Source organism: Streptomyces sp. NPDC030143 (assembly GCF_055573695.1).
Genome location: NZ_JBVIAY010000012.1, coordinates 56508 through 76629 on the forward strand (window position 1 = coordinate 56508; position 20122 = coordinate 76629).

Consider the following 20122-nt stretch of genomic DNA (forward strand, 5'->3'; position numbering starts at 1 on the left):
CTCGCGGTTGCAACTTCCTGGTGGGGGGTCGAAAAGGATCTTCCGCACAGGTCACAATGGATCTTGGGTGCGGGGCGCAACGGATCACCGGCATCCGATGCCGAACTGTTGAATTCTGACCCCACGATGTACGCATTTCGACATCGAGGTATCCGGATAACGAACGCGTTGCCCGCTTTGCCCGATTGGCCCGATGTCAGACACGGAACGATTACGGCGCGCTACACGCGTAGCTACGGAACGGTAAAGGAGAGGCAAAGAAGGTAAAGAGAAGACCAAGGCGGACCAGAATTTATTGACCTTGAACGAATTGCGTTGAAAAAGTCCCGCGTAGCCCGTAGGGGAGTGCCCTGCGGAGTCATCAGACCCTCCCTTGGGCCAGGAGCACCATGACCCCCCCAACTCCATCAGCGGCTGCACCGCTTGAGGTGACCGACGAGAGCGTCGAGAAGTCGACCACTTCTGACGCGCCGAAGGTCAATGAGAGCCGCTCCCCCGGGCAGCTGGCCTGGCGCCGGTTCAAGCGCGACCGCACGGGTGTCACATCGGCGTACATCGTGATCTTCTTCTTCGTGGTCGCGCTGTGCGCGCCACTGATCGCGAAGCTGTACGGCAAGGACCCGTACACCACCTACGGCATCAACACGCCCGGCCTGCTCGGCGACAACGGCTTCCCCGTGGGGCCCAACGGCGGCATGAGCGGTGAGTTCTGGTTCGGCATCGACCCACAGCTCGGCCGCGACGTCTTCACCTTCCTGCTGTACGCGATGCGCAACTCGCTGCTGATCGCCACCGGCATCACCGTCCTCGTCGTCATCATCGGCGTCGTGATCGGCGTGACCGCCGGCTACGTCGGCGGCAAGACGGACTGGTTCATCGGCCGGGTCATCGACATCCTGCTGGCCTTCCCGTCCCAGCTCTTCTTCGTGGCCTTCACGCCCGTGGTGATCGCGCTGTTCGTCGCCCCGGACGAGAACACGCCCGTCTGGCTCACGGTCACCTGCATGATCGGCCTGCTCACCGCCTTCGGCTGGGCCTCCATCGCCCGACTGCTGCGCGGCCAGGTCCTGGCCCTGCGCGAGCGGGAGTTCGTCGAGGCCGCCAAGGTCACCGGCGCCTCCCCGGCACGCATCATCTTCAAGGAGCTGCTGCCCAACCTGTGGACGCCGATCCTCATCCAGGCGACCCTCAACCTCCCGCTGATGGTCACCACGGAGGCGGGTCTCGCCTTCCTCGGCGTCGGCCTTCAGGACCCGACCCCCGACTGGGGCGCCATGATCGGGTACGCCGCCAAGTTCTACCAGGACGACATCACCTTCCTGCTCTTCCCGGGCCTGGCCATGGTGATCTTCGTACTGGCGTTCAACCTGCTCGGTGACTCGGTACGCGACGCGCTCGACCCGAAGACCAAGCGCTGACTCCGGCCCTTTTCAGGACCACGGCAAAGGCGCCGGGGTGCCGGAACCTCTCTCATCAACTCACTTCCCTAGGCAGGATGCGATGTCCTTTTCGCGTAGAAACTTCCTGATAGCCACCAGCGTGGCCGCCGCGGCGGGCTCGGTGCTCACCGCGTGCAGCAGCGGTGACTCCACCAGCAACACCGGCGGCGGTGGCAAGCAGGAAGCGGCCAAGGCCAACGCCACGACGGTCAAGATCGGCACCGCGGAGGACTCGAAGGGCCCGGCTCCGGAGGTTCCCGGCGCCAAGAAGGGCGGCAAGGTCTCCCTGCTCAACGACGACGACTTCTCGCACCTCGACCCGCAGCGCATCTACTACGCCTGGAACTCGCTGGCGGCGGTCGTCATCTCCCGCACCCTGACCGGCTACAAGGTCGCCGACGACGGCTCCATGACCCTGGTCGGCGACCTCGCCACCGACACGGGCACCATGAAGGACGGCGGCAAGACCTGGTCCTTCACCCTGAAGGACGGCGTCAAGTGGGAGGACGGCACCGAGGTCACCGTCGACGACGTCCGCCACGGCTTCGAGCGCGGCTTCGCCGACTTCATCACCGAGGGCGCCAACTACGTCCAGCAGTGGCTGGTGGGCAGCAGCGAGTACCGCAAGAGCTACCCGGGCCCGTACACCGGCAAGCACCTGAAGTCGATCGAGACCAGCGGCAAGACCATCACCTTCCGCCTGTCCGAGGCGCGCCCCGACTTCAACTACGTCGTCGCGATGCACTCCTACGCGCCGACCCCGGTGAAGAAGGACACCAAGCAGAACTACGACAAGAAGCCGGTCTCCAACGGCCCGTACAAGATCAAGAGCCACGTCACCGACAAGTCGATGGTCCTGGTCCGCAACGAGCACTGGGACCCGAACACGGACTCGATCCGCAACGCCTACCCGGACGAGTTCGACTTCACCTTCGGCATCGAGCAGCTCACCGCGATCGACCGTCTGATCGCCGACGCCGGCAACGACCAGTACGCCGTCTCGTGGCGCACCATCCCGCAGGAGCGCATCCAGAAGGCCACCACCGAGGCCAAGGACCGCACCTTCGAGGCGCTCGGCAACGGTGTGAGCGTCTACTGGATCAACACCAGCCGCGTCACCGACAAGTCCGTCCGCGAGGCCCTGATCAAGGCCTGGCCGACCGCCGCCATCCGTCAGCTGATGGGCGGCACCCACCGCGGTGACTACGCGACCGGCATCATGAGCCCGCTCGTCGCCGGCTACAAGTCGCAGGACGTCTGGGGCAAGCTGAAGAACCCGGCGGGCGACCCGGCGGCCGCGAAGAAGATCCTGGAGAAGGCCGGCAAGACCGGCGCCAAGATCGTCTACGCCTACCAGCAGGACGAGACCCAGGCGAAGATCAAGGTCGTCGTCGAGAACGCCCTCAAGGCGGCCGGCTTCGAGGTCGTCACCAAGGGTGTCGACTCCACCACCTGGTACGACCAGGTCGGCAAGCTGGATAACGGCTTCGACGTCTACTGGGGCGGCTGGTCCTCCGACTGGCCGACCGGCTACTCGGTCTTCGACCCGCTGTTCGCCAGCAAGAACGTCGTCGACCAGGGACAGAACTACTCGCACCTGAAGGACCCGGCGGTCGACGCGGCCATCAAGGCGGCCACCGCCGAGCCCGACCAGAACAAGGCCAACGAGATGTGGGCCGCCCTGGACAAGCAGGTCACGGAGACGGGTGCCTTCATCCCCGACGTGTACATGAAGCGCATCTACATGCACGGCTCCAAGCTCGGCAACGTGAAGATGGACCCGAACTTCGACGGTTGCATGCTCTACAAGATGTACGTCAAGGCCTGATCCATCCCTGAGCGGTGGGGGGCGGCCACCGGCCGCCCCCCATCCCTCGGCTCTCGTCCACCGGGCCTCCGGTCACCCCGGCCCGGCCCGCTCCGTACGACGGCCCTCCCAGGAAAGCCACCCCCATGCTTCGCTTCCTCGCCCGCCGGTTCCTCGGCGCCGTGATCACGCTGCTGATCATCAGCGCGGTCACGTTCATGCTCTTCTACGCGGTGCCGCGCGACCCGGCCCGGATGGCGTGCGGCAAGATCTGCACCCCGGAGACGCTCGCGCTCATCAGACACAACACGGGGATGGACGAATCGGTGCCGATGCAGTACTGGCACTGGCTCGGCGGCATCTTCCTGGGCCGTGAGTACCCGGGCTTCGGCAACTGCGACGCGCCCTGCCTGGGCTACTCGTTCATCAACCGCGAGCCCGTCATGGCCACCGTGCTGGACCGCTTCCCCACGACCTTCTCGCTGGCGCTCGGCGCGGCCGTGGTCTTCCTGATCTTCGGCATCGGGGCCGGCATGCTCGCCGCCGTGAAGCAGGGCAAGCCGCTCGACAAGATCGCCAGCGGTGCCTCGCTGGTCGCGTCCTCGATGCAGATCTACTTCGTCGGCACGCTGGCCATGTTCCTCTTCGTGTACCAGTGGAACATCATGTCCCAGCCGTCGTACACGCCCTTCTCCGAGAACCCCGGCGCCTGGTTCGGCGGACTGCTGCTGCCCTGGCTGGTGCTGGCGCTGATCTTCACCGCGAACTACACCCGTATGACGCGCTCCCAGATGGTCGAGACGCTCAACGAGGACTACGTCCGCACGGCCCGCGCCAAGGGCCTCTCCCGCCGTACCGTGTTCTTCCGCTTCGCCTGGCGCGGCGCGATGGGTCCGATCGTCACCATCTTCGGCATCGACCTGGGCGTGCTGCTCGGCGGCGCCATGATCACCGAGAAGACCTTCAGCATCCAGGGCATCGGCATGCTCGCCGTGAAGTCCGTGTACACCAACGACCTTCCGATGCTGCTCGGTGTCATGGTCCTCACCGCGTCCTTCGTGGTGGTCGCCAACATCGTCGTGGACGCCTGCTACGCGCTGATCGACCCGCGTATCCGGCTCGCCTGACCCCGCCCGCCCCTGCCAGCAACCCCCGCATCACCCCCTCTGGAGCGTCCCCGTGACGAGCACCGATCAGCAGCCCTTCCTGTCCATCAAGGACCTGAAGGTGCACTTCTCGACCGAGGACGGCGTCGTCAAGGCCGTCGACGGTCTCTCCTTCGACCTCGAACGCGGCAAGACGCTGGGCATCGTGGGTGAGTCGGGATCCGGCAAGTCGGTCACCAACCTGACCATCCTCGGCCTGCACAACCCGGACAGCACCGCCGTCGAGGGCTCCATCGTCCTCGACGGCGAGGAGCTGAACGGCGCTCCGGAGAAGACCCTGGAGAAGCTGCGCGGCAACAAGATGGCGATGATCTTCCAGGACGCGCTGACCTCCCTGTCGCCGTACCACACGGTGGGCGCGCAGATCGCGGAGACGTACCGCAAGCACACGGGCTGCTCCAAGAAGGACGCCCGGGCGCGTGCGATCGAGATGCTGACCCGCGTCGGCATCCCGCAGCCGGACGTGCGGGTGGACGACTACCCGCACCAGTTCTCCGGCGGTATGCGCCAGCGCGCGATGATCGCCATGGCGCTGGTGTGCGACCCGGAGCTGCTGATCGCCGACGAGCCGACCACGGCCCTGGACGTCACGGTGCAGGCCCAGATCATGGACCTGCTCAAGGACCTCCAGCGCGAGTTCGGCACGGCGATCATCTTCATCACGCACGACCTGGGTGTGATCGCGGACATCGCCGACGAGGTGCTGGTGATGTACGGCGGCCGGTGCGTGGAGCGCGGCACGAAGAAGGAGGTGCTGCGCGACCCGCAGCACCCCTACACCTGGGGTCTGCTGAGCTCGATGCCGAGCCTGGACCACCCGGTGGACGTGCCGCTCAACCCGATCCCGGGCTCGCCGCCGTCGCTGCTGAACCCGCCGTCCGGCTGCCGCTTCCACCCGCGGTGCACCTTCGCCGGGAAGGTCGAGGGGGGCCTGTGCTCCACGGAGCGTCCGCTCCTGGAGATCGTGGACGGACGCGGCAGCGCCTGCCACCTGACCGCCGACCAGCGCCGCGAGGTCTTCGGCGACCTCGCCGGCAGCGCGGCCAACTGACGTACAAGAGACGGGATTTCACCACCATGAGCAGCACCACTCCCCTCCTGGACGTCTCCGGGCTCACCAAGCACTTCCCGATCAAGGGCGGCTTCCCGATCCGGCGCACGGTCGGCGCCGTGCAGGCGGTCGACGGCCTCGACTTCCAGGTCGGCGAGGGCGAGAGCCTGGGCCTGGTCGGCGAGTCCGGCTGCGGCAAGTCCACCACCGGACGCCTGATCACGCGTCTGCTGGAGCCCACCGGCGGGACAATCACGTACCAGGGCAAGGACATCACCCACGCCAACCGCAAGCAGCTGGCGCCCGTCCGGTCCGAGATCCAGATGATCTTCCAGGACCCGTACGCCTCGCTGAACCCGCGCCAGACCGTCGGCAAGATCATCTCCGGGCCGATGGAGATCAACGACATCAACCCGGACGGCGGACGCGAGAAGCGGGTGCGGGAACTGCTCGAGATCGTCGGTCTCAACCCCGAGCACTACAACCGCTTCCCGCACGAGTTCTCCGGCGGCCAGCGCCAGCGCATCGGCGTCGCCCGCGCGCTCGCCCTGGAGCCCAAGCTGATCGTCGCCGACGAGCCGGTCTCCGCGCTCGACGTGTCGATCCAGGCGCAGGTCGTCAACCTGCTCCAGCAGGTGCAGAGGGACCTGGGCATCGCGTTCGTCTTCATCGCCCACGACCTGGCCGTCGTCCGGCACTTCTCGCACCGCGTGGCCGTCATGTACCTCGGCAAGATCGTGGAGATAGCCGACCGCGAGGACCTCTACGGCAACCCGCGCCACCCCTACACCCGGGCGCTGCTGTCCGCCGTGCCCGAGGCCACCGTGGAGGAGGAGGCCCCGGCCCGTGAGCGCATCCGCCTGACCGGCGACGTGCCCTCCCCGATCAACCCGCCCTCCGGCTGCCGGTTCCGGACGCGCTGCTGGAAGGCGACGGACAAGTGCGCGAGCGAGGCGCCGCCGCTGGTCCAGGCCGAGGGCAACAAGCCCGGGCACCTCACGGCCTGCCACTACCCCGAGACCGCGGACACCGTCCCGGCGCCGCGTCTCGCCAAGGACCCCGAGGCGGCGGTCTGACACACCCCTTTCCGTCAGCCGTCTCCTTTCGGAGCGGACTTTCTCGGCCCATTGACCCGAGCCCATGAACGTCCGGTCCCGGGGAACGAAGGCCCGCGCCCACCCGGCGCGGGCCTTCACCCGTCGTGCGGCTCGCGGTCAGACCGCCGGATCGCGGCGATGTGGAACTCCAGCGACACCTTCCCGCCGACCAGGCCCCTGCCCCCGCCGACGCCCCAGTCCGTGCGGCGTCGCATCCGCGCGGCGCGGCCTCCGGGGGCACCGACCGCCCGGCGCGCCGACCTCGTCCGGGCCTTCAGGCTCGCCTGGGAGGCGGGGGACATCGACGCCCTCATCGATCTGCTGGCCCCGGACGCCACGGCGACCGGTGACGGTGGCGGACTCGTGTCCGCCGCGCTGCACCCGGTCGAGGGCGCCGAGCGCATCGCGCGCTTCCCCACCGAACGGGCCATTGCGGTGTCCGGCGTGACGCTCCTGGAGCGCACGGTCAACGGCCAGCCCGGTCTGGTGGCCCGGGTGGACGGCGTCACCGTGTCGGTGCTCGCGTTCGACATCGCCGACGACCGGATCGAACGGATCTGGGCCGTCCTCAACCCCGAGAAGCTCCGCCCCTGGACCACGAACTGACCCGCGCGACACACGCCGACCTCACCGGTCCGCCGACCACCCGCCCCCGCCGACCGGTTCACCGCCCACCGGAGGGTGTGAGGGGCGGGGGTGCGGGGGCCGGGCGGGGAGGCCGTCCGGTCGGCGGGAGGCCGTCCCGTCGGGGGTGGTGGCGCGTCAGCGGGGGGGGACCCGACGGCGATGGGGGGCGCCCGCCCCGGGCGTGGCCGCGGGAGGGGGCGCTCCCCACTCCCCGTGCGGCGTCCCCGCCGCCGCCCCGGCGCTCCTACGATCCCGTCCGGCCGTCGAGGATCTCCCGGATGATGTCGAGGTGGCCGTTGTGGCGGGCGGTCTCCTCGATGAGGTGCAGCATGATCCAGCGGAGGTCGACGACGACCCCGTCGCGGACCTGTCCCACGGCGCGGGTGTCGAGGTCGTGGTCGGCGACCAGCTTCCGGTGACGGGCGGCCTCCTCGGCGTACTCGTCGAGGACGCGGGCGAGCGGGAAGTCGACCGCGATCCGCATCTCCCGGTCGGGGTCCTCGTCGGTCCAGGGGCCCTCGTCCGCCTCGCCGAGGAACACCACCCGGAACCAGTAGTACTCCACCCAGCGCAGGTGGTTGATCACGCCGCTCACGGTCATCAGCGGGGAGCCCGGCAGGGGTGCCCGGCGGGCGTCGGCTTCGGAGAGGCCCTCGCACTTGACGCGCGCGGTGTCGCGGACGTAGTCGAGGTAGGTGGTGAGCTGGCTGCGCTCGTCCCAGGCGGGAGGCGTGTCGTCGATTCTGGTGGTCGTCATCGCGGAGAGCATGTACGGCGTCCGGGGCGGTTGTCGAGCGAGATTCGAGGAGGCCGTGGATCTCGGCCCCGGCACCGCCGCGTGTGACGGACTGCCGCGGTGGCCGATCAGGCGTTCGCCCGTCTCACGCTCGCCGCGCCGTACGCCGGCATCCGCCCGTGGCGGCGGGGGCTGACGACGTCCACCCGGGCCGGGCATGAGGTCCGCCGACGCCGTCCTGGACGTCGGCTGCGGCCCGGCCGGCTGCTCGCCCGGACCGCCGGGGAAGGCCACCCGGACCGGACCGTGGGGCGGGACCCGAGCGGCCCTCGCACCCGCTTTCCCCGCCCCGTCCCCGTTCCCGCCCCGTCCCCGCGCCATCCCCGTTCCCGCCCCATCTCCGTTCCCGCCCCGTTGCGCGCCCCCGCCCCGTGGACGACGTCGGCCCCGCGAGGCCCCCGCAGGACGTCGGCTTCACCCCGCCCTGCGGACGACGTCAGCCTCGCCCCCCGTCCCGGCGCGCGGCCGGCCCCTGACCCTCCGTCGACTCCTCCAGCGCCGCCAGCGCCGGGTCCAGCACGATGTCCTCCCCGCGTCCCTCGATGGTCGGCTCCTCCGGGAAGTGGCAGGCGGTCAGGTGCCCCTCCTCGTTACCGGCGATGCGCACCAGCGCCGGTTCCTCCGCCGCGCACCGGTCCTGCGCCTTCCAGCACCGCGTGCGGAAGCGGCAGCCCGAGGGGGGCGAGATCGGGGAGGGCACGTCGCCGGCCAGGCGGATCCGCTCGCGGGGCGCCCCCGCCGCGTCGGTCACCCGGGCCTCGGGGACCGCCGAGAGCAGGGCGTGGGTGTAGGGGTGGCGGGGCCGCGTGTAGATGGACGCCCGGTCGCCGACCTCGATGATCTTGCCGAGGTACATGACGGCCACGCGGTGCGAGAAGTGCCGGACGACGGCCAGGTCGTGGGCGATGAAGACGAACGCGATGCCCAGGTCCCTCTGCACCTGCTGAAGCAGGTTGACGACCTGCGCCTGGATCGACACGTCGAGCGCGGAGACCGGCTCGTCGGCGACGATCAGCTTGGGCTCCAGGGCGAGCGCGCGGGCGACGCCGATGCGCTGGCGCTGGCCGCCGGAGAACTCGTGCGGGAAGCGGTTGTAGTGCTCGGGGTTGAGACCGACGATCTCGAGCAGTTCCCGCACCCGCTTCTCGCGTCCGCCGTCCGGGTTGATGCCGTTGATCTCCATCGGCCCGGAGATGATCTTGCCGACGGTCTGGCGCGGGTTCAGCGACGAGTACGGGTCCTGGAAGATCATCTGGATCTCGGACCGGATCGGGGCGAGCTGTTTGCGCGAGGCACGGCTGATGTCCCGGCCGCGGTAGGTGATCGTCCCGCTCGTCGGCTCCAGCAGACGCGTGATGAGGCGCCCGGTGGTGGACTTGCCGCAGCCCGACTCCCCCACCAGGCCGAAGCTCTCACCGACGCCGACACTCAGGTCGATGCCGTCCACTGCCTGCACCTGGCCGACCGTGCGCCGGATCGGGAAGCCGCCCTTGACCGGGAAGTGCTTGGTGAGCCCCTCCACGACCAGCAGGGGCTCCGCGGCACCGGCTTCCCGGGGGGCGGGGAGGACGAGGTTTTCTGTCATGACGTTGTCCTCCTGGCTAGCCCAGCCGGGGCTTGATCTCGTCGGCGAAGATGGTCCGCTTCTGCTCCGCCGTCAGATGGCAGGCGGAGGCCCGGTCCGGGGCGAGCAGCGGCCGTTCGGTGGCACACCGGTCGCCGCCCACCCGGCCCTGGAAGGTGCAGCGGGGGTGGAAGCGGCAGCCGGAGGGCGGGTTCAGCAGCGACGGCGGGGTGCCCGGGATCGGTGCGAGCGGCACGCCCAGGTCGGAGTCCAGCCGCGGCATGGAGTTCAGCAGCCCCCAGGTGTAGGGGTGCTGGGGGGCGCGCAGCACCTCGTCGACCGAACCGCGCTCGATCGCGCCGCCCGCGTACATCACCATGATGTCGTCGGCCATGTCGGCGATGACGCCCAGGTCGTGCGTGATGAAGATGATGGCCGAGCCGAACTCGTGCTGGAGGTCCTTCAGCAGGTCGAGGATCTGCGCCTGCACGGTGACGTCCAGGGCCGTGGTCGGCTCGTCGGCGATCAGCAGGTCGGGGTCGCACACCAGCGCCATGGCGATCATCGCGCGCTGGCGCATGCCGCCGGAGAACTGGTGCGGGTAGTCCTTCGCCCGCTCCCTCGGGTGCGGGATCCCGACCTTGCCGAGCATCTCCACCGCGCGCTCCCAGGCCTCCTTCTTGGAGGCGCCCCGGTGCTTCATGTACGGCTCGGCGATCTGGCGGCCCACGGTGTAGTAGGGGGAGAGCGCGGTGAGCGGGTCCTGGAAGATCATCGCGATCTTGTTGCCGCGCAGCCTCTCCAGCTCCGGTTCCCGGGCGGTGGTCAACTCCTGTCCCTCCAGCATGATCTCACCCTCGACGGTGGTGAACACCGGGTTGTGCAGCCCGAGGATCGTCAGGTTGGTGACGGACTTTCCGGAGCCCGACTCCCCGACGATGCCGAGGGTGCGTCCTCGCTCCAGGTCGAAGGAGAGCCCGTCGACGGCGCGGACGGCTCCGTCCTCGGTCCGGAAGGTGACGTGCAGGTCCCGTACGGAGAGGAACGCGCCCGCGCCGGCCGGGACGGGGGCGCCGGCCTCCTTGGTCACAGTGGTCACGACAGTGCTCCTAAAGACGGCCCGGGGACGGCTAGTTCAGCCGTACGCGCGGGTCGATCGCGGCGTACAGGGCGTCGACGACGATGTTGCACAGCAGGATCACGGCGGCGGCGAAGAGCATCACGCCCAGCAGCAGGGGCAGATCGCTGAACTGCACGGACTCCACGGCGAGGTGCCCGAGGCCGGGCAGGCCGAAGGTGTACTCGGTGATGATCGCGCCGCCGAGCATCGAGGAGAGGTCGATGCCGAGGATGGTGACGATCGGGATGAGCGAACCGCGCCAGGCGTACCGGAAGAAGACGTACCGCCGGCTCATGCCCTTGGCGCGGGCGGTGCGGACGTGTTCCTCCTGGAGCTGTTCGATCATCGACGACCGCGCCATACGGGTGTACTGCGCCGCGAAGATCGTGGACAGCACGACCCAGGGGATGATCAGCCCGGTGAACCAGGCCAGGGGGTCCGAGGTGAGCTCGGTGTAGCGGGGCTCGTCGAAGAGGTGGGTCTGGTAGACGAGGACGGCGAGCGCGAGCGGGCCGAGGAAGTAGATCTGCATCGAGCTGAGCACCATGGAACCGGCCGTGAACGACTTGTCGACGAACGTGCCGCGCCGCCAGGCGGCCAGCATGCCGGTGCCGAGTCCGACGAGGAGGAAGACGACCGTGGCACCGAACGCGAGCGAGACGGTGAGCGGCAGCCGGTCCAGCAGGGTCGTCCAGACCTGCTCGTTGGTGTGGTACGAGTAGCCGAAACACGGGGCGGGGCAGGGCCCCTGGGCGAAGTCGTCACGGCCCGCGACGAGCCCCTGCACGAAGATCCAGAACTGCTCGGGGATCGACTTGTCGATGCCGAGCGTGCGGTGGATGTTCTCCAGTGCCTCGGGCGTGCACGTCTTGCCGCACATCAGCAGCGCCGGGTCACGCGGCATGCCGAAGAAGAGCAGGAAGGCGACGACGGTCAGCAGAACCAGGATCACGAGCGAGCCGACGGTCCGGCGAAGGAGGAAGCGCAGCATCTCAGTGGCAGCTTTCGGGCTCGGAAGGCCGTGCGGGCGCGGTGCGCCCCACCCACCGGGGCGGGGCGCACCGGGCGGCCGCTCTCGGGAAGGGGTTACTTCACGAACAGCCGGCGCGGGTCGACGCCGCCGATGACGTCGTCGTACACGAGGCCGCCGATCCTGGACCCGGCGATCTGGGTCTGCTTGTAGTAGGCGGTCGGGATGTTGGAGACGACGTCCTTCACGATGTACTCGTTGATCGCGTTCCAGGCCTCCGCGGCCTTGATCGGGTCGGTGACGGTGGCGGCCTTGTCGATGTCGGCGTTCACCTTGGGGTCGTTGATGTGCGAGTAGTTGGAGGCGCCGTCCTGGATCTGACGGCCGTCGTACAGCGGCGGGACGACGGTCGAGGCGCTCGGCCAGTCGGCGCCCCACGCGGTGTGGAAGATGTCGTAGTTGTTCTTGACCTTGTTGACGTGGTCGTAGAACGACTCGGCGGGGATCTCCTGGCGCTGCACGTCGAAGCCGGCCTTCTCCAGGCCCGCCGCCATGGCGGTGGAGTACTGCTGGCCCTCGGGGGTGTTGATGTAGCCGAAGGTCAGCTTGAGGCCGACCTTTCCGGCCTTCTCCAGCAGTTCCCTGCCCTTGGCGGGGTCGCCGGCGGGCTTCTTCTTCTTGCCGAACGGGTCGAAGTCGGGGTTGTAACCGGAGACGGTCGGGCTGATCAGGCCGCCGGCGACCTCACGGGCAGCGGTGCCGCCGTAGGCGCGCACGAACGGGGTGATCGGCAGCGCGTAGGCGATGGCCTCGCGGACCGTCTTGTCCTGCATCTCCTTCTGCGACATGTTGATGTTGATCTGGCCCACGTACGGCTGGTAGCCGGAGACGGTGCGGGCCTTGAGCGCCGCGTCGGCGAGGATCTTGGACAGGTTGCCCGCGTCGACCTCGTTGGTGAGGCTGACGGCGGTGGCGTTGGCGCCCGAGTCGTCGAGGATGGCCTTGGTGGAGTCCTCGAACTGCTTGTTGAACTGGAAGTCGAACCGGTCGACGTACTGGTGGCGGAGCGGGTCGGTCTTCGCGTCCCAGTGGGTGTTCTTCACCAGCGTCATCGACTTGCCCGACTTGAAGTCCTGGATCCGGTACGGGCCGGCCGTCATCGGGGCCTTGTCGTACCGCTCCCTGGTGTCCTTCTTCTGCGAGACGACGGAGTAGCCGGCCATGGCCAGCGCGTACGGCAGGTCGGGCTTGGCCTCCTTGAATTTGAAGACGATCGTCTTGTCGTCCGGCGTCTCCAGCACGCTGTCCGGCAGGTGTTTGCCGCTGTAGGGGCCGTCCTTGAGCAGGCCGCGGTAGTCGGTGCCGGGGGTGTCGGCGAGCCACTGCTGGATGTAGGTCGGGCCGTTGGAGACGAACGGCGCGAAGAGGCGCTCGAAGGTGTGGCGCACGTCGGCGGAGGTGATCGCGGCCCCGTCGGCCCACTTGATCCCGTCCTTGAGCGTGTACTTCCAGGTCTTGCCGCCGTCGGTGCTGGTACCGCTGTCGGTGGCCAGGTCGCCGACGACCTGGTGCCTCTTTCCGTCGGTGCTGGTGGCCTTGTAACCGGTCAGGCCTCTGTGGATCAGTTGCGACAGGGCCATCTCGTCGGAGACGTAGATCTGCCCGGGATCCAGGTGCGCGAAGCTGTCGCGTTGCAGGACGGTGATCGCGCCGCCGGGCTTGGCACCGGCGACCTCGGCGGCCGGGCCGGCCGAGGCCCGGGCGTCGCCGAAGTCGATGGCGGACTGCTGGCGTTGGGCGTTGTCCTTGTCGTCCTTGGTGCTGTCCTTCTTGCTGCCTCCCTCACTGCAGCCGGTGAGCACGAGAGCCCCCGCCGCGAGCAGTGAGAGCGCGGCGTACGCGTGGCGTCCACCCTTGGTCATCACTCAATTCCCACCCATCTGTGTGTTCACCTGAGCTGATGCGGTGCAGTGCCGTGCGGGTCAGCGGGCCGTCTTGGGATCGAAGGCGTCCCGGACCGAGTCCCCGAGCAGGTTGAATGCCACGATGAAGATGATCATCGAGACTCCGGGGAAGAACATGTAGGTGATGTCGTTCTGCATCACGAGTTCGGTCGCCGCCTTGGAGAACATCTGGCCCCAGTCGGGGGTCGGTTCGACCAGGCCGACGCCGAGGAAGGACAGACCGGCCTCGGCGGTCACGAAGTTCGGCAGCATGTAGGTGGCCTGCACGAGGATCGGCGTGACCACGTTGGGCAGGATCTCCCGGCGGATGATCCGCCCGGGCGGCGCCCCGCTCACCTTGGCGGCCTCGATGAACTCCCGCTCCCGCAGGGCGATGGCCGTGCCGCGCAGGATGCGGGCGAGGCTCATCCAGCCGAGCACCCACATCACCGAGATGAGGGCGACGACCCGGACGTAGACGGGGGTCTCGTCGCGCGGGCTGACGAACAGGGAGACCACGACGGGCATGCTCGCGATGAAGAACAGCTGGGAGGGGATGGCGAGCAGGAAGTCGATGACCCGGCTGATCCAGTAGTCGGTCCGGCCGCCGAGGTAGCCGGCGGCGACGCCGAGGACGATGCCGGTCAGCACGGTCGCGACGGTGACCGCCAGGGAGATGCCCAGCGAGTTGCGGATCCCGTAGAGCAGTTTGGTGAAGACGTCGTAGCCGTTGCCCGGTTCGAGGCCGAACCAGAACTCGCCGCTGATGCCGCCGTTGGGCTGCACCGGCACACCCGCGCTGTCGAAGAGCTCGGGGCGCTCGTCCGCGTAGACGGTGTACGGGTTCTTGCCGTAGAGCTTCGAGACCAGCGGGGCGAGCAGGCCGATCAGGAAGAAGAACAGCACGACGTAGGCCGAGATCACGCCGGTGCGGTCGCGCTTGAAGCGCAGCCACATCAACTGGCTGGGAGACCGGCCCGTGAGCGCCTTCGCCTCGGGCCGGGGCCGCGTCTCCGGGTCGCCGTCGACGACCGACGTGCCGCCGCCCTCGATGTCGGTAGGACTTGTCACAGTTCGCCCTTTTCACGGATGTGGGTGTGCCGAACCGGCGCCCGCGCAGGGTGTGCGCGATCGCTGGACGGCGTATGAAGGGACGTCAGAACGCGTCGGCGCACGCGGGGATACCCGCAGCCGGACGCGCGTAGTCGAACGGCCGCGCGGGGCGGCCGGTCGGAACCTCAGCAGTCGCCGCGGGCAGGGAAGGGCTGACCGGCTTTGGACGACATGGGACTCCTCCTCGTGACTCCACGCGTTCACCAACAGGAGGGGGCGCTCGTCTGTCCTCCGACACCCCTGACGGAGGGTCAGACACCCCCTGGTGCTCGTGAGTCGGCGCTGTCCCCACAGCGCGAGACCCATTGACCCGAGCGCTACGCGGCTAACTATCTGCCATGTGCCAAGTGCCGACCACCGTCTTTAAATCTCAATTCAGTCACAGATCACCTCTACGTCTTCCAGAAAATGGACAAACCGTCTGGCACGAGAAGGCCGCGAAACGGACGTGTTACCTGGGTATCGGACATGAGTCTCCGAATTCCGGACACCGAGGGTGTGAGTCACCCGGAAAACGGGTTGCGAAAGGCCCGGGCACCCCCACGATGGGGGAACCCGGGCCCGAGGCCGTGAACCGGCTGTGGATCAGCCGTGCTTGGCGCGGCTCGCGGCGCGGGCGCGCTCGCGGGCGTCCAGGTTCACCTTGCGGATGCGAACGGCCTCCGGGGTCACCTCGACGCACTCGTCGTCACGGCAGAACTCCAGCGACTGCTCCAGCGACAGCTTGCGCGGCGGCACGATCGACTCCGCCACGTCGGCCGTCGAGGACCGCATGTTGGTGAGCTTCTTCTCCTTGGTGATGTTGACGTCCATGTCGTCGGCGCGGGAGTTCTCGCCGACGATCATGCCCTCGTACACCTCGGTACCGGGCTCCACGAAGAGCACGCCGCGCTCCTGAAGGTTCGTCATGGCGAACGCGGTGACGGAACCGGAGCGGTCGGCGACCAGGGAGCCGTTGTTGCGGGTCTGGAGCGTGCCGAACCACGGCTCGTGGCCCTCGTGGATGGAGTGGCCGATGCCGGTGCCGCGCGTCTGGGTCAGGAACTCGGTCCGGAAGCCGATCAGACCGCGGGAGGGGACGACGAACTCCATGCGCACCCAGCCGGAGCCGTGGTTGGACATGTTGTCCATCCGGCCCTTGCGGACGCCCATCAGCTGGGTGACGGCGCCCATGTGCTCCTCGGGCACGTCGATCGTCATGCGCTCGACCGGCTCGTAGACCTTGCCGTCGACGTCCTTGGTGACGACCTGGGGCTTGCCGATGGTCAGCTCGAAGCCCTCGCGGCGCATCTGCTCGACCAGGATGGCCAGCGCCAGCTCACCGCGGCCCTGCACCTCCCAGGCGTCCGGGCGTTCGGTGTCCAGGACCCGGAGGCTGACGTTGCCGATCAGCTCGCGGTCCAGGCGGTCCTTGACCTGGCGGGCGGTGACCTTGCGGTCCTTGACCGCCGACTTGGCGTCGGCGCCCTTGCCGGTGCCGCCACGGCCGACCAGCGGGGAGGTGTTGGTGCCGATGACCATGGAGATCGCCGGCTCGTCGACCGTGATCAGCGGCAGCGGGACCGGGTTCTCGGGGTCCGCGAGGGTCTCGCCGATCATGATGTCGGGGATGCCCGCGACGGCGCAGATGTCACCGGGGCCGGCCTTCTCGGCGGGCTTGCGGGTGAGCGCCTCGGTCATCATCAGCTCGGAGATGCGCACGTTGGCGACCGACCCGTCGCGCTTCATCCAGGCCACGGTCTGGCCCTTCTTCAGCTCGCCCTGGTGGACGCGCAGCAGCGCGATACGGCCGAGGAAGTTGTCGGCGTCCAGGTTGGTGACGTGCGCCTGGAGCGGGGCGTCCACGTCGTAGGTGGGGGCCGGGATGTGCTCCAGGATCGTGGAGAAGAAGGGCTCCAGGCTGGTGGAGTCCTCCGGCACGGTGCCGTCGGCGGGCTTGGTCAGCGAGGCGATGCCGTCACGGCCGCAGGCGTAGACGATCGGGAACTCGATCTGCTCCTCGTCCGCGTCCAGGTCGAGGAAGAGGTCGTAGGTCTCGTTGACGACCTCGTCGATCCGGGCGTCCGGACGGTCGGTCTTGTTGATGCACAGGATGATCGGCAGGCGGGCCTGGAGGGCCTTGCGCAGCACGAAGCGGGTCTGCGGCAGCGGACCCTCGGAGGCGTCCACGAGCAGCACGACACCGTCGACCATCGACAGACCGCGCTCGACCTCGCCGCCGAAGTCGGCGTGGCCGGGGGTGTCGATGATGTTGATCGTGATCGGGTCCCCGCCGTCCTTGGGGTGGTACTTCACCGCCGTGTTCTTGGCGAGGATCGTGATGCCCTTCTCACGCTCCAGGTCGTTCGAGTCCATCATGCGGTCGTCGACCGAGTCGAGCTGGTGGGCGGCGAAGGCCCCGGCCTGCTTGAGCATGCCGTCGACGATGGTCGTCTTGCCGTGGTCGACGTGGGCGACGATGGCGACGTTGCGAATGTCGTGACGTGTTGTGGACACGGCCATAAAGCGGCGTTCTCCCGGAGTGTGAGGGCGGCCCTGCTGCGTACGTCCGTGTTACGCGGGCCCTGCCGGGCTTGACACGCCACGGCCTCACCCCATGGTACGTGGCCCCGCGGGGGACGGCCTCCGCGGGGCCACGAGGCTCGCATCACGTCACTTCGCCACCGACGGGCTCGCGGCGGCCCGCGCGCCCTTGCGCAGGAAGCCCATGTCCTCGTACACGGGGGTCTGGAAGCCGAAGGCCCCCGCGTTGACCAGGTCCTTCCGTGCCGCGAAGAGCTGCGGCCGCTGGTAGAGGGGAATCGATCCGGCAGCGGCCCAGATCCGCGCGTCGGCCCTGCGGATCAGCGACCGCGCCTCCTCCGCGTCCAGGGTCGAGATCGCATGGTCGAACAGTTGGTCCACCTGGTCGGTGCCGACCCGGGTGTAGTTCTGCTCGACGCTCAGCGAACCGTCCGCGGCCGGCACCGGTTTGGCGTAGATCGGCCGGGCGTCGGTGGCGGGGAAGGCGGAGGCCGGCCAGGAGTACAGGGCCAGGTCGTACTGTCCGGAGGCGATGTGGTCCTTGAAGTAGCTGTCGTCGGAGACCTTGGTGATCTCGGTGCGGATCCCGACCTCGTCCAGCATCCGGGTGATCCGCCCGGCGACCGTGTGCAGCGGCTGGGCCCCCGGGCCCGACGGCAGCACGAAGCGCAGGGTGAGCGCCTTGCCGTCCTTGGCCAGCACGGGCACCGCGGCGCCTGCCGGGGCGGCGGTGCCCTGCGGGGCGTAGGCGCCGGGCGCGCCCTGCCGGGTGACGTGGTGCCTGCCGTCCTGGGCGAGGTCGTCGCGCTGCCCGCCCCGGCTCCCGTGCTCCGGGTGCTCCTTCTCGGTGCCGCCGGGCGCCTTGCCGTCCTGGCCGACGATGTAGCTGCCGTCCCTGCCGCCCGGGGAGTCGCCGGAACGGGCCTTCCCGCCGCCGTCGCGCCCGTCGCCCTCACCGGTCCGCTCGGCGCCGTTCTCGCCCTTCTCACCCTCCCCGGTCCGCTCGGCGCCCTTCTCGCCTTCCTGCGCCGCGGCGCCCTTCTCGCCCTCGGCGCCCGCCGCCTTCTCGCCCTTCTCCTGCTCCTTCACCGGGCCGCCGGACACCCATCCGGCGTCCGCGAGCAGCGCCTGCGCCTCGGCGGTGTCCTGCCCGCCGAGCGCCCCGCTGTTGTCGGCGTAGGCCTCCTGCCCGGACAGCGCGAGGTGGCTGCCGACCGGTACCGCGGGCAGCCCGAGGGGCCCCAGCACCGCCTTGGCGAGGTCCTCGCGGTCCAGCGCGCGGGCCACCGCCCGGCGCACCCGCTCGTCGGCGAGCGGACCTTCGGCGCCGTTGAGCGCGAGCTGTGTGTAGGCCGGCTCCAGCGACTTGCGCACCTCGTAGGCGCCGAGGGCGTTCGCGGCGGCGGGGGCGGAGCCGGGTCGGGGCCCTGCGGCGCCGCGGGCCGCGCCCTCGACGCTGCGGGCGGCGGCCGCGTCGATCTCGGCCAGGTCGACCTTGCCGGCGGCGAGCGCCGCGGCCCGCTGGTCGCGCGCGACGGCGGTCAGCACGATCTCGTCGAGCTTGGCGGGCCGGCCCCACCAGCGGGGATTGCGGGTGAGCCGGACCTGGGCCTTCGTCCGGTCGACCTGCTTCAGCGCGAACGGCCCGGCGGTGACCTTCAGGCGGCGCCGCGCCCCGTCGTTGAAGGCGTCGGGCGTGCCCATGACGTCCTTCGGGTACAGCGGCGAGAACAGCGAGCGCCAGTCGGCGTAGGGGCGGCTGAAGGTGACCCGGACCTCGAGGTCGTTCGCGCCGCGCTCGACCTTCTCGATGCGGTCGTAGCCGGCGTTGCGGGCGGTCCAGTAGGCGCTGTCCCGGCCGGACAGGGCGCGCCACTGGGCGGCGAAGTCGGCGGCGCCGATCTCGCGCCCGTCGCTCCACACCGCCTGCTGGTCGAGCTTGTAGAGGACCACCTGGCGGGGCTCGGTGTCGACGACCTCGGCGGACTCCAGGTAGTCGGTGTCGGCCACCGCCCGCCCGGTGGCGTCCATCCGGTACATCGACGGCAGGACGGCCTGGGCCACCCGGGTCGTCGTGGCGTCGGCGTCGGCCTGGAAGGCGTTGAAGGTCTCCGGCACGGCGTCCACCGCCCAGCGCAGGGTGCCGCCGTCGGCCATCCGGGCACGGGCGGCCGGGGCGATGTCCTGGGCGGCCAGCGGCCTGCCCGCCTGGTCCTCGTCGCCGCAGGCGGCCAGGGCCGGGACCGCGAGCACTCCCGCGGTGAGGAAGGCGACCGAGCGCATGACCGCGCGCGGGCCGACGCCGTCGTGGGACATCTCAGGTACCTCCGTGGAGCCGCGGGCGTTATGATCACTTTTGGCGGTATATGGAGCTGATCACATGTATGCGGCCACTGAAGAGGAAAGGGTTCAGCAACCCGGGGAGACACGACGGCCCGGGGCGGCAAGGTCACCCGTGCGGCCCAATGCGCCGGGCCCGCACCCCACCGCATCGGCCAATCGGTGCACATCCCTTCACACCGACAGGTGTGACGCGCAACACTCGCAGGCGCATGAACGTTGCCACCCACGGCCGCACGGCCGACGGAAGTGAGGTCACGTCATGTCCGTTGACGACGAACTGATGTCAGTCCAGCGCTGCCTCGACGACCTGCACCGGTCGGTCGGGCGCCTGGAGAAGCAGATCGGCGGTGGCGGTCTGGAGATCCGCCGCGTCCGCGCCGACGCCAACCACCTGCGCGAGAGCGTGGCGCTGCTGCGCGAGGCGGCCGCCACCAGTCCCGCGCTGAAGCGGCCCGACCTCGTCACCATCCCCGACACGCCGTACGACGACTCGCTGTGGACGGACTCCGACGACGAGGGACTCGGAGCCCGCGACCGGCACGCCCCCTGACCCGACCGGAGCT

General features: G+C 69.2%; 15 protein-coding genes. 7 read left to right on the forward strand and 8 right to left on the reverse strand.

Annotation, left to right across the window (positions count from 1 at the left end):
- Positions 1–428: 428 nt before the first annotated feature.
- The 6 genes from ACZ4YY_RS21310 (at position 429) to ACZ4YY_RS21335 (ending at position 7166) form a co-directional block, all read left to right on the forward strand.
- The gene (locus tag ACZ4YY_RS21310) at positions 429–1418 is read left to right on the forward strand and encodes an ABC transporter permease (RefSeq protein WP_468292283.1); all 990 of its coding nucleotides are present in this window, start codon (positions 429–431) and stop codon (positions 1416–1418) included.
- Between the two features lie 82 nt (positions 1419–1500).
- Complete coding sequence (locus tag ACZ4YY_RS21315; protein WP_468292286.1) at positions 1501–3267, forward strand: ABC transporter substrate-binding protein; 1767 nt, start codon at positions 1501–1503, stop codon at positions 3265–3267.
- A gap of 125 nt (positions 3268–3392) precedes the next feature.
- The gene (locus tag ACZ4YY_RS21320) at positions 3393–4373 is read left to right on the forward strand and encodes an ABC transporter permease (RefSeq protein ID WP_468292289.1); all 981 of its coding nucleotides are present in this window, start codon (positions 3393–3395) and stop codon (positions 4371–4373) included.
- A gap of 52 nt (positions 4374–4425) precedes the next feature.
- Positions 4426–5463, forward strand: a complete 1038-nt coding sequence (locus ACZ4YY_RS21325; RefSeq protein ID WP_468292292.1) for an ABC transporter ATP-binding protein — start codon at positions 4426–4428, stop codon at positions 5461–5463.
- 26 nt (positions 5464–5489) lie between these two features.
- Positions 5490–6539, forward strand: coding sequence for an ABC transporter ATP-binding protein (locus ACZ4YY_RS21330; RefSeq protein ID WP_468292295.1), 1050 nt, complete (start codon positions 5490–5492; stop codon positions 6537–6539).
- A 159-nt stretch (positions 6540–6698) separates the two neighbouring features.
- Positions 6699–7166 carry a sigma-70 family RNA polymerase sigma factor family protein gene (locus ACZ4YY_RS21335; protein ID WP_468292298.1) on the forward strand — a complete coding sequence of 156 codons (468 nt, stop codon included), beginning with the start codon at positions 6699–6701 and terminating at the stop codon, positions 7164–7166.
- Positions 7167–7431: 265 nt separating this feature from the next.
- Here ACZ4YY_RS21335 and ACZ4YY_RS21340 read toward each other — a convergent pair whose 3' ends face one another.
- The 8 genes from ACZ4YY_RS21340 to ACZ4YY_RS21375 all read right to left on the reverse strand — a co-directional run bounded on the left by ACZ4YY_RS21340 (position 7432) and on the right by ACZ4YY_RS21375 (position 19532).
- Positions 7432–7944: a DinB family protein gene (locus ACZ4YY_RS21340; RefSeq protein WP_468292301.1), complete on the reverse strand. Its 513-nt coding sequence runs from the start codon at positions 7942–7944 to the stop codon at positions 7432–7434.
- A 475-nt stretch (positions 7945–8419) separates the two neighbouring features.
- On the reverse strand, positions 8420–9568 hold the full coding sequence (locus ACZ4YY_RS21345; protein WP_468292304.1) for an ABC transporter ATP-binding protein: 1149 nt from the start codon (positions 9566–9568) through the stop codon (positions 8420–8422).
- Between the two features lie 16 nt (positions 9569–9584).
- On the reverse strand, positions 9585–10646 hold the full coding sequence (locus ACZ4YY_RS21350; protein ID WP_468292307.1) for an ABC transporter ATP-binding protein: 1062 nt from the start codon (positions 10644–10646) through the stop codon (positions 9585–9587).
- Between the two features lie 31 nt (positions 10647–10677).
- Positions 10678–11658 carry an ABC transporter permease gene (locus tag ACZ4YY_RS21355; RefSeq protein ID WP_468292310.1) on the reverse strand — a complete coding sequence of 327 codons (981 nt, stop codon included), beginning with the start codon at positions 11656–11658 and terminating at the stop codon, positions 10678–10680.
- Between the two features lie 95 nt (positions 11659–11753).
- A complete protein-coding gene (locus ACZ4YY_RS21360) occupies positions 11754–13559 on the reverse strand; it encodes an ABC transporter substrate-binding protein (protein WP_468292313.1) in 1806 nt (601 codons plus the stop codon).
- Positions 13560–13619: 60 nt separating this feature from the next.
- Positions 13620–14651, reverse strand: a complete 1032-nt coding sequence (locus tag ACZ4YY_RS21365; protein WP_468292315.1) for an ABC transporter permease — start codon at positions 14649–14651, stop codon at positions 13620–13622.
- 627 nt (positions 14652–15278) lie between these two features.
- The gene (gene typA, locus ACZ4YY_RS21370; protein WP_468292318.1) at positions 15279–17195 is read right to left on the reverse strand and encodes a translational GTPase TypA; all 1917 of its coding nucleotides are present in this window, start codon (positions 17193–17195) and stop codon (positions 15279–15281) included.
- Positions 17196–17345: 150 nt separating this feature from the next.
- Positions 17346–19532 carry an ABC transporter family substrate-binding protein gene (locus ACZ4YY_RS21375; protein WP_468292320.1) on the reverse strand — a complete coding sequence of 729 codons (2187 nt, stop codon included), beginning with the start codon at positions 19530–19532 and terminating at the stop codon, positions 17346–17348.
- 286 nt (positions 19533–19818) lie between these two features.
- On the opposite strand from ACZ4YY_RS21375, the gene ACZ4YY_RS21380 reads away from it, so the two are divergent.
- Positions 19819–20109, forward strand: a complete 291-nt coding sequence (locus ACZ4YY_RS21380) for a hypothetical protein (RefSeq protein WP_468292323.1) — start codon at positions 19819–19821, stop codon at positions 20107–20109.
- The last annotated feature ends 13 nt before the right edge of the window (positions 20110–20122 follow it).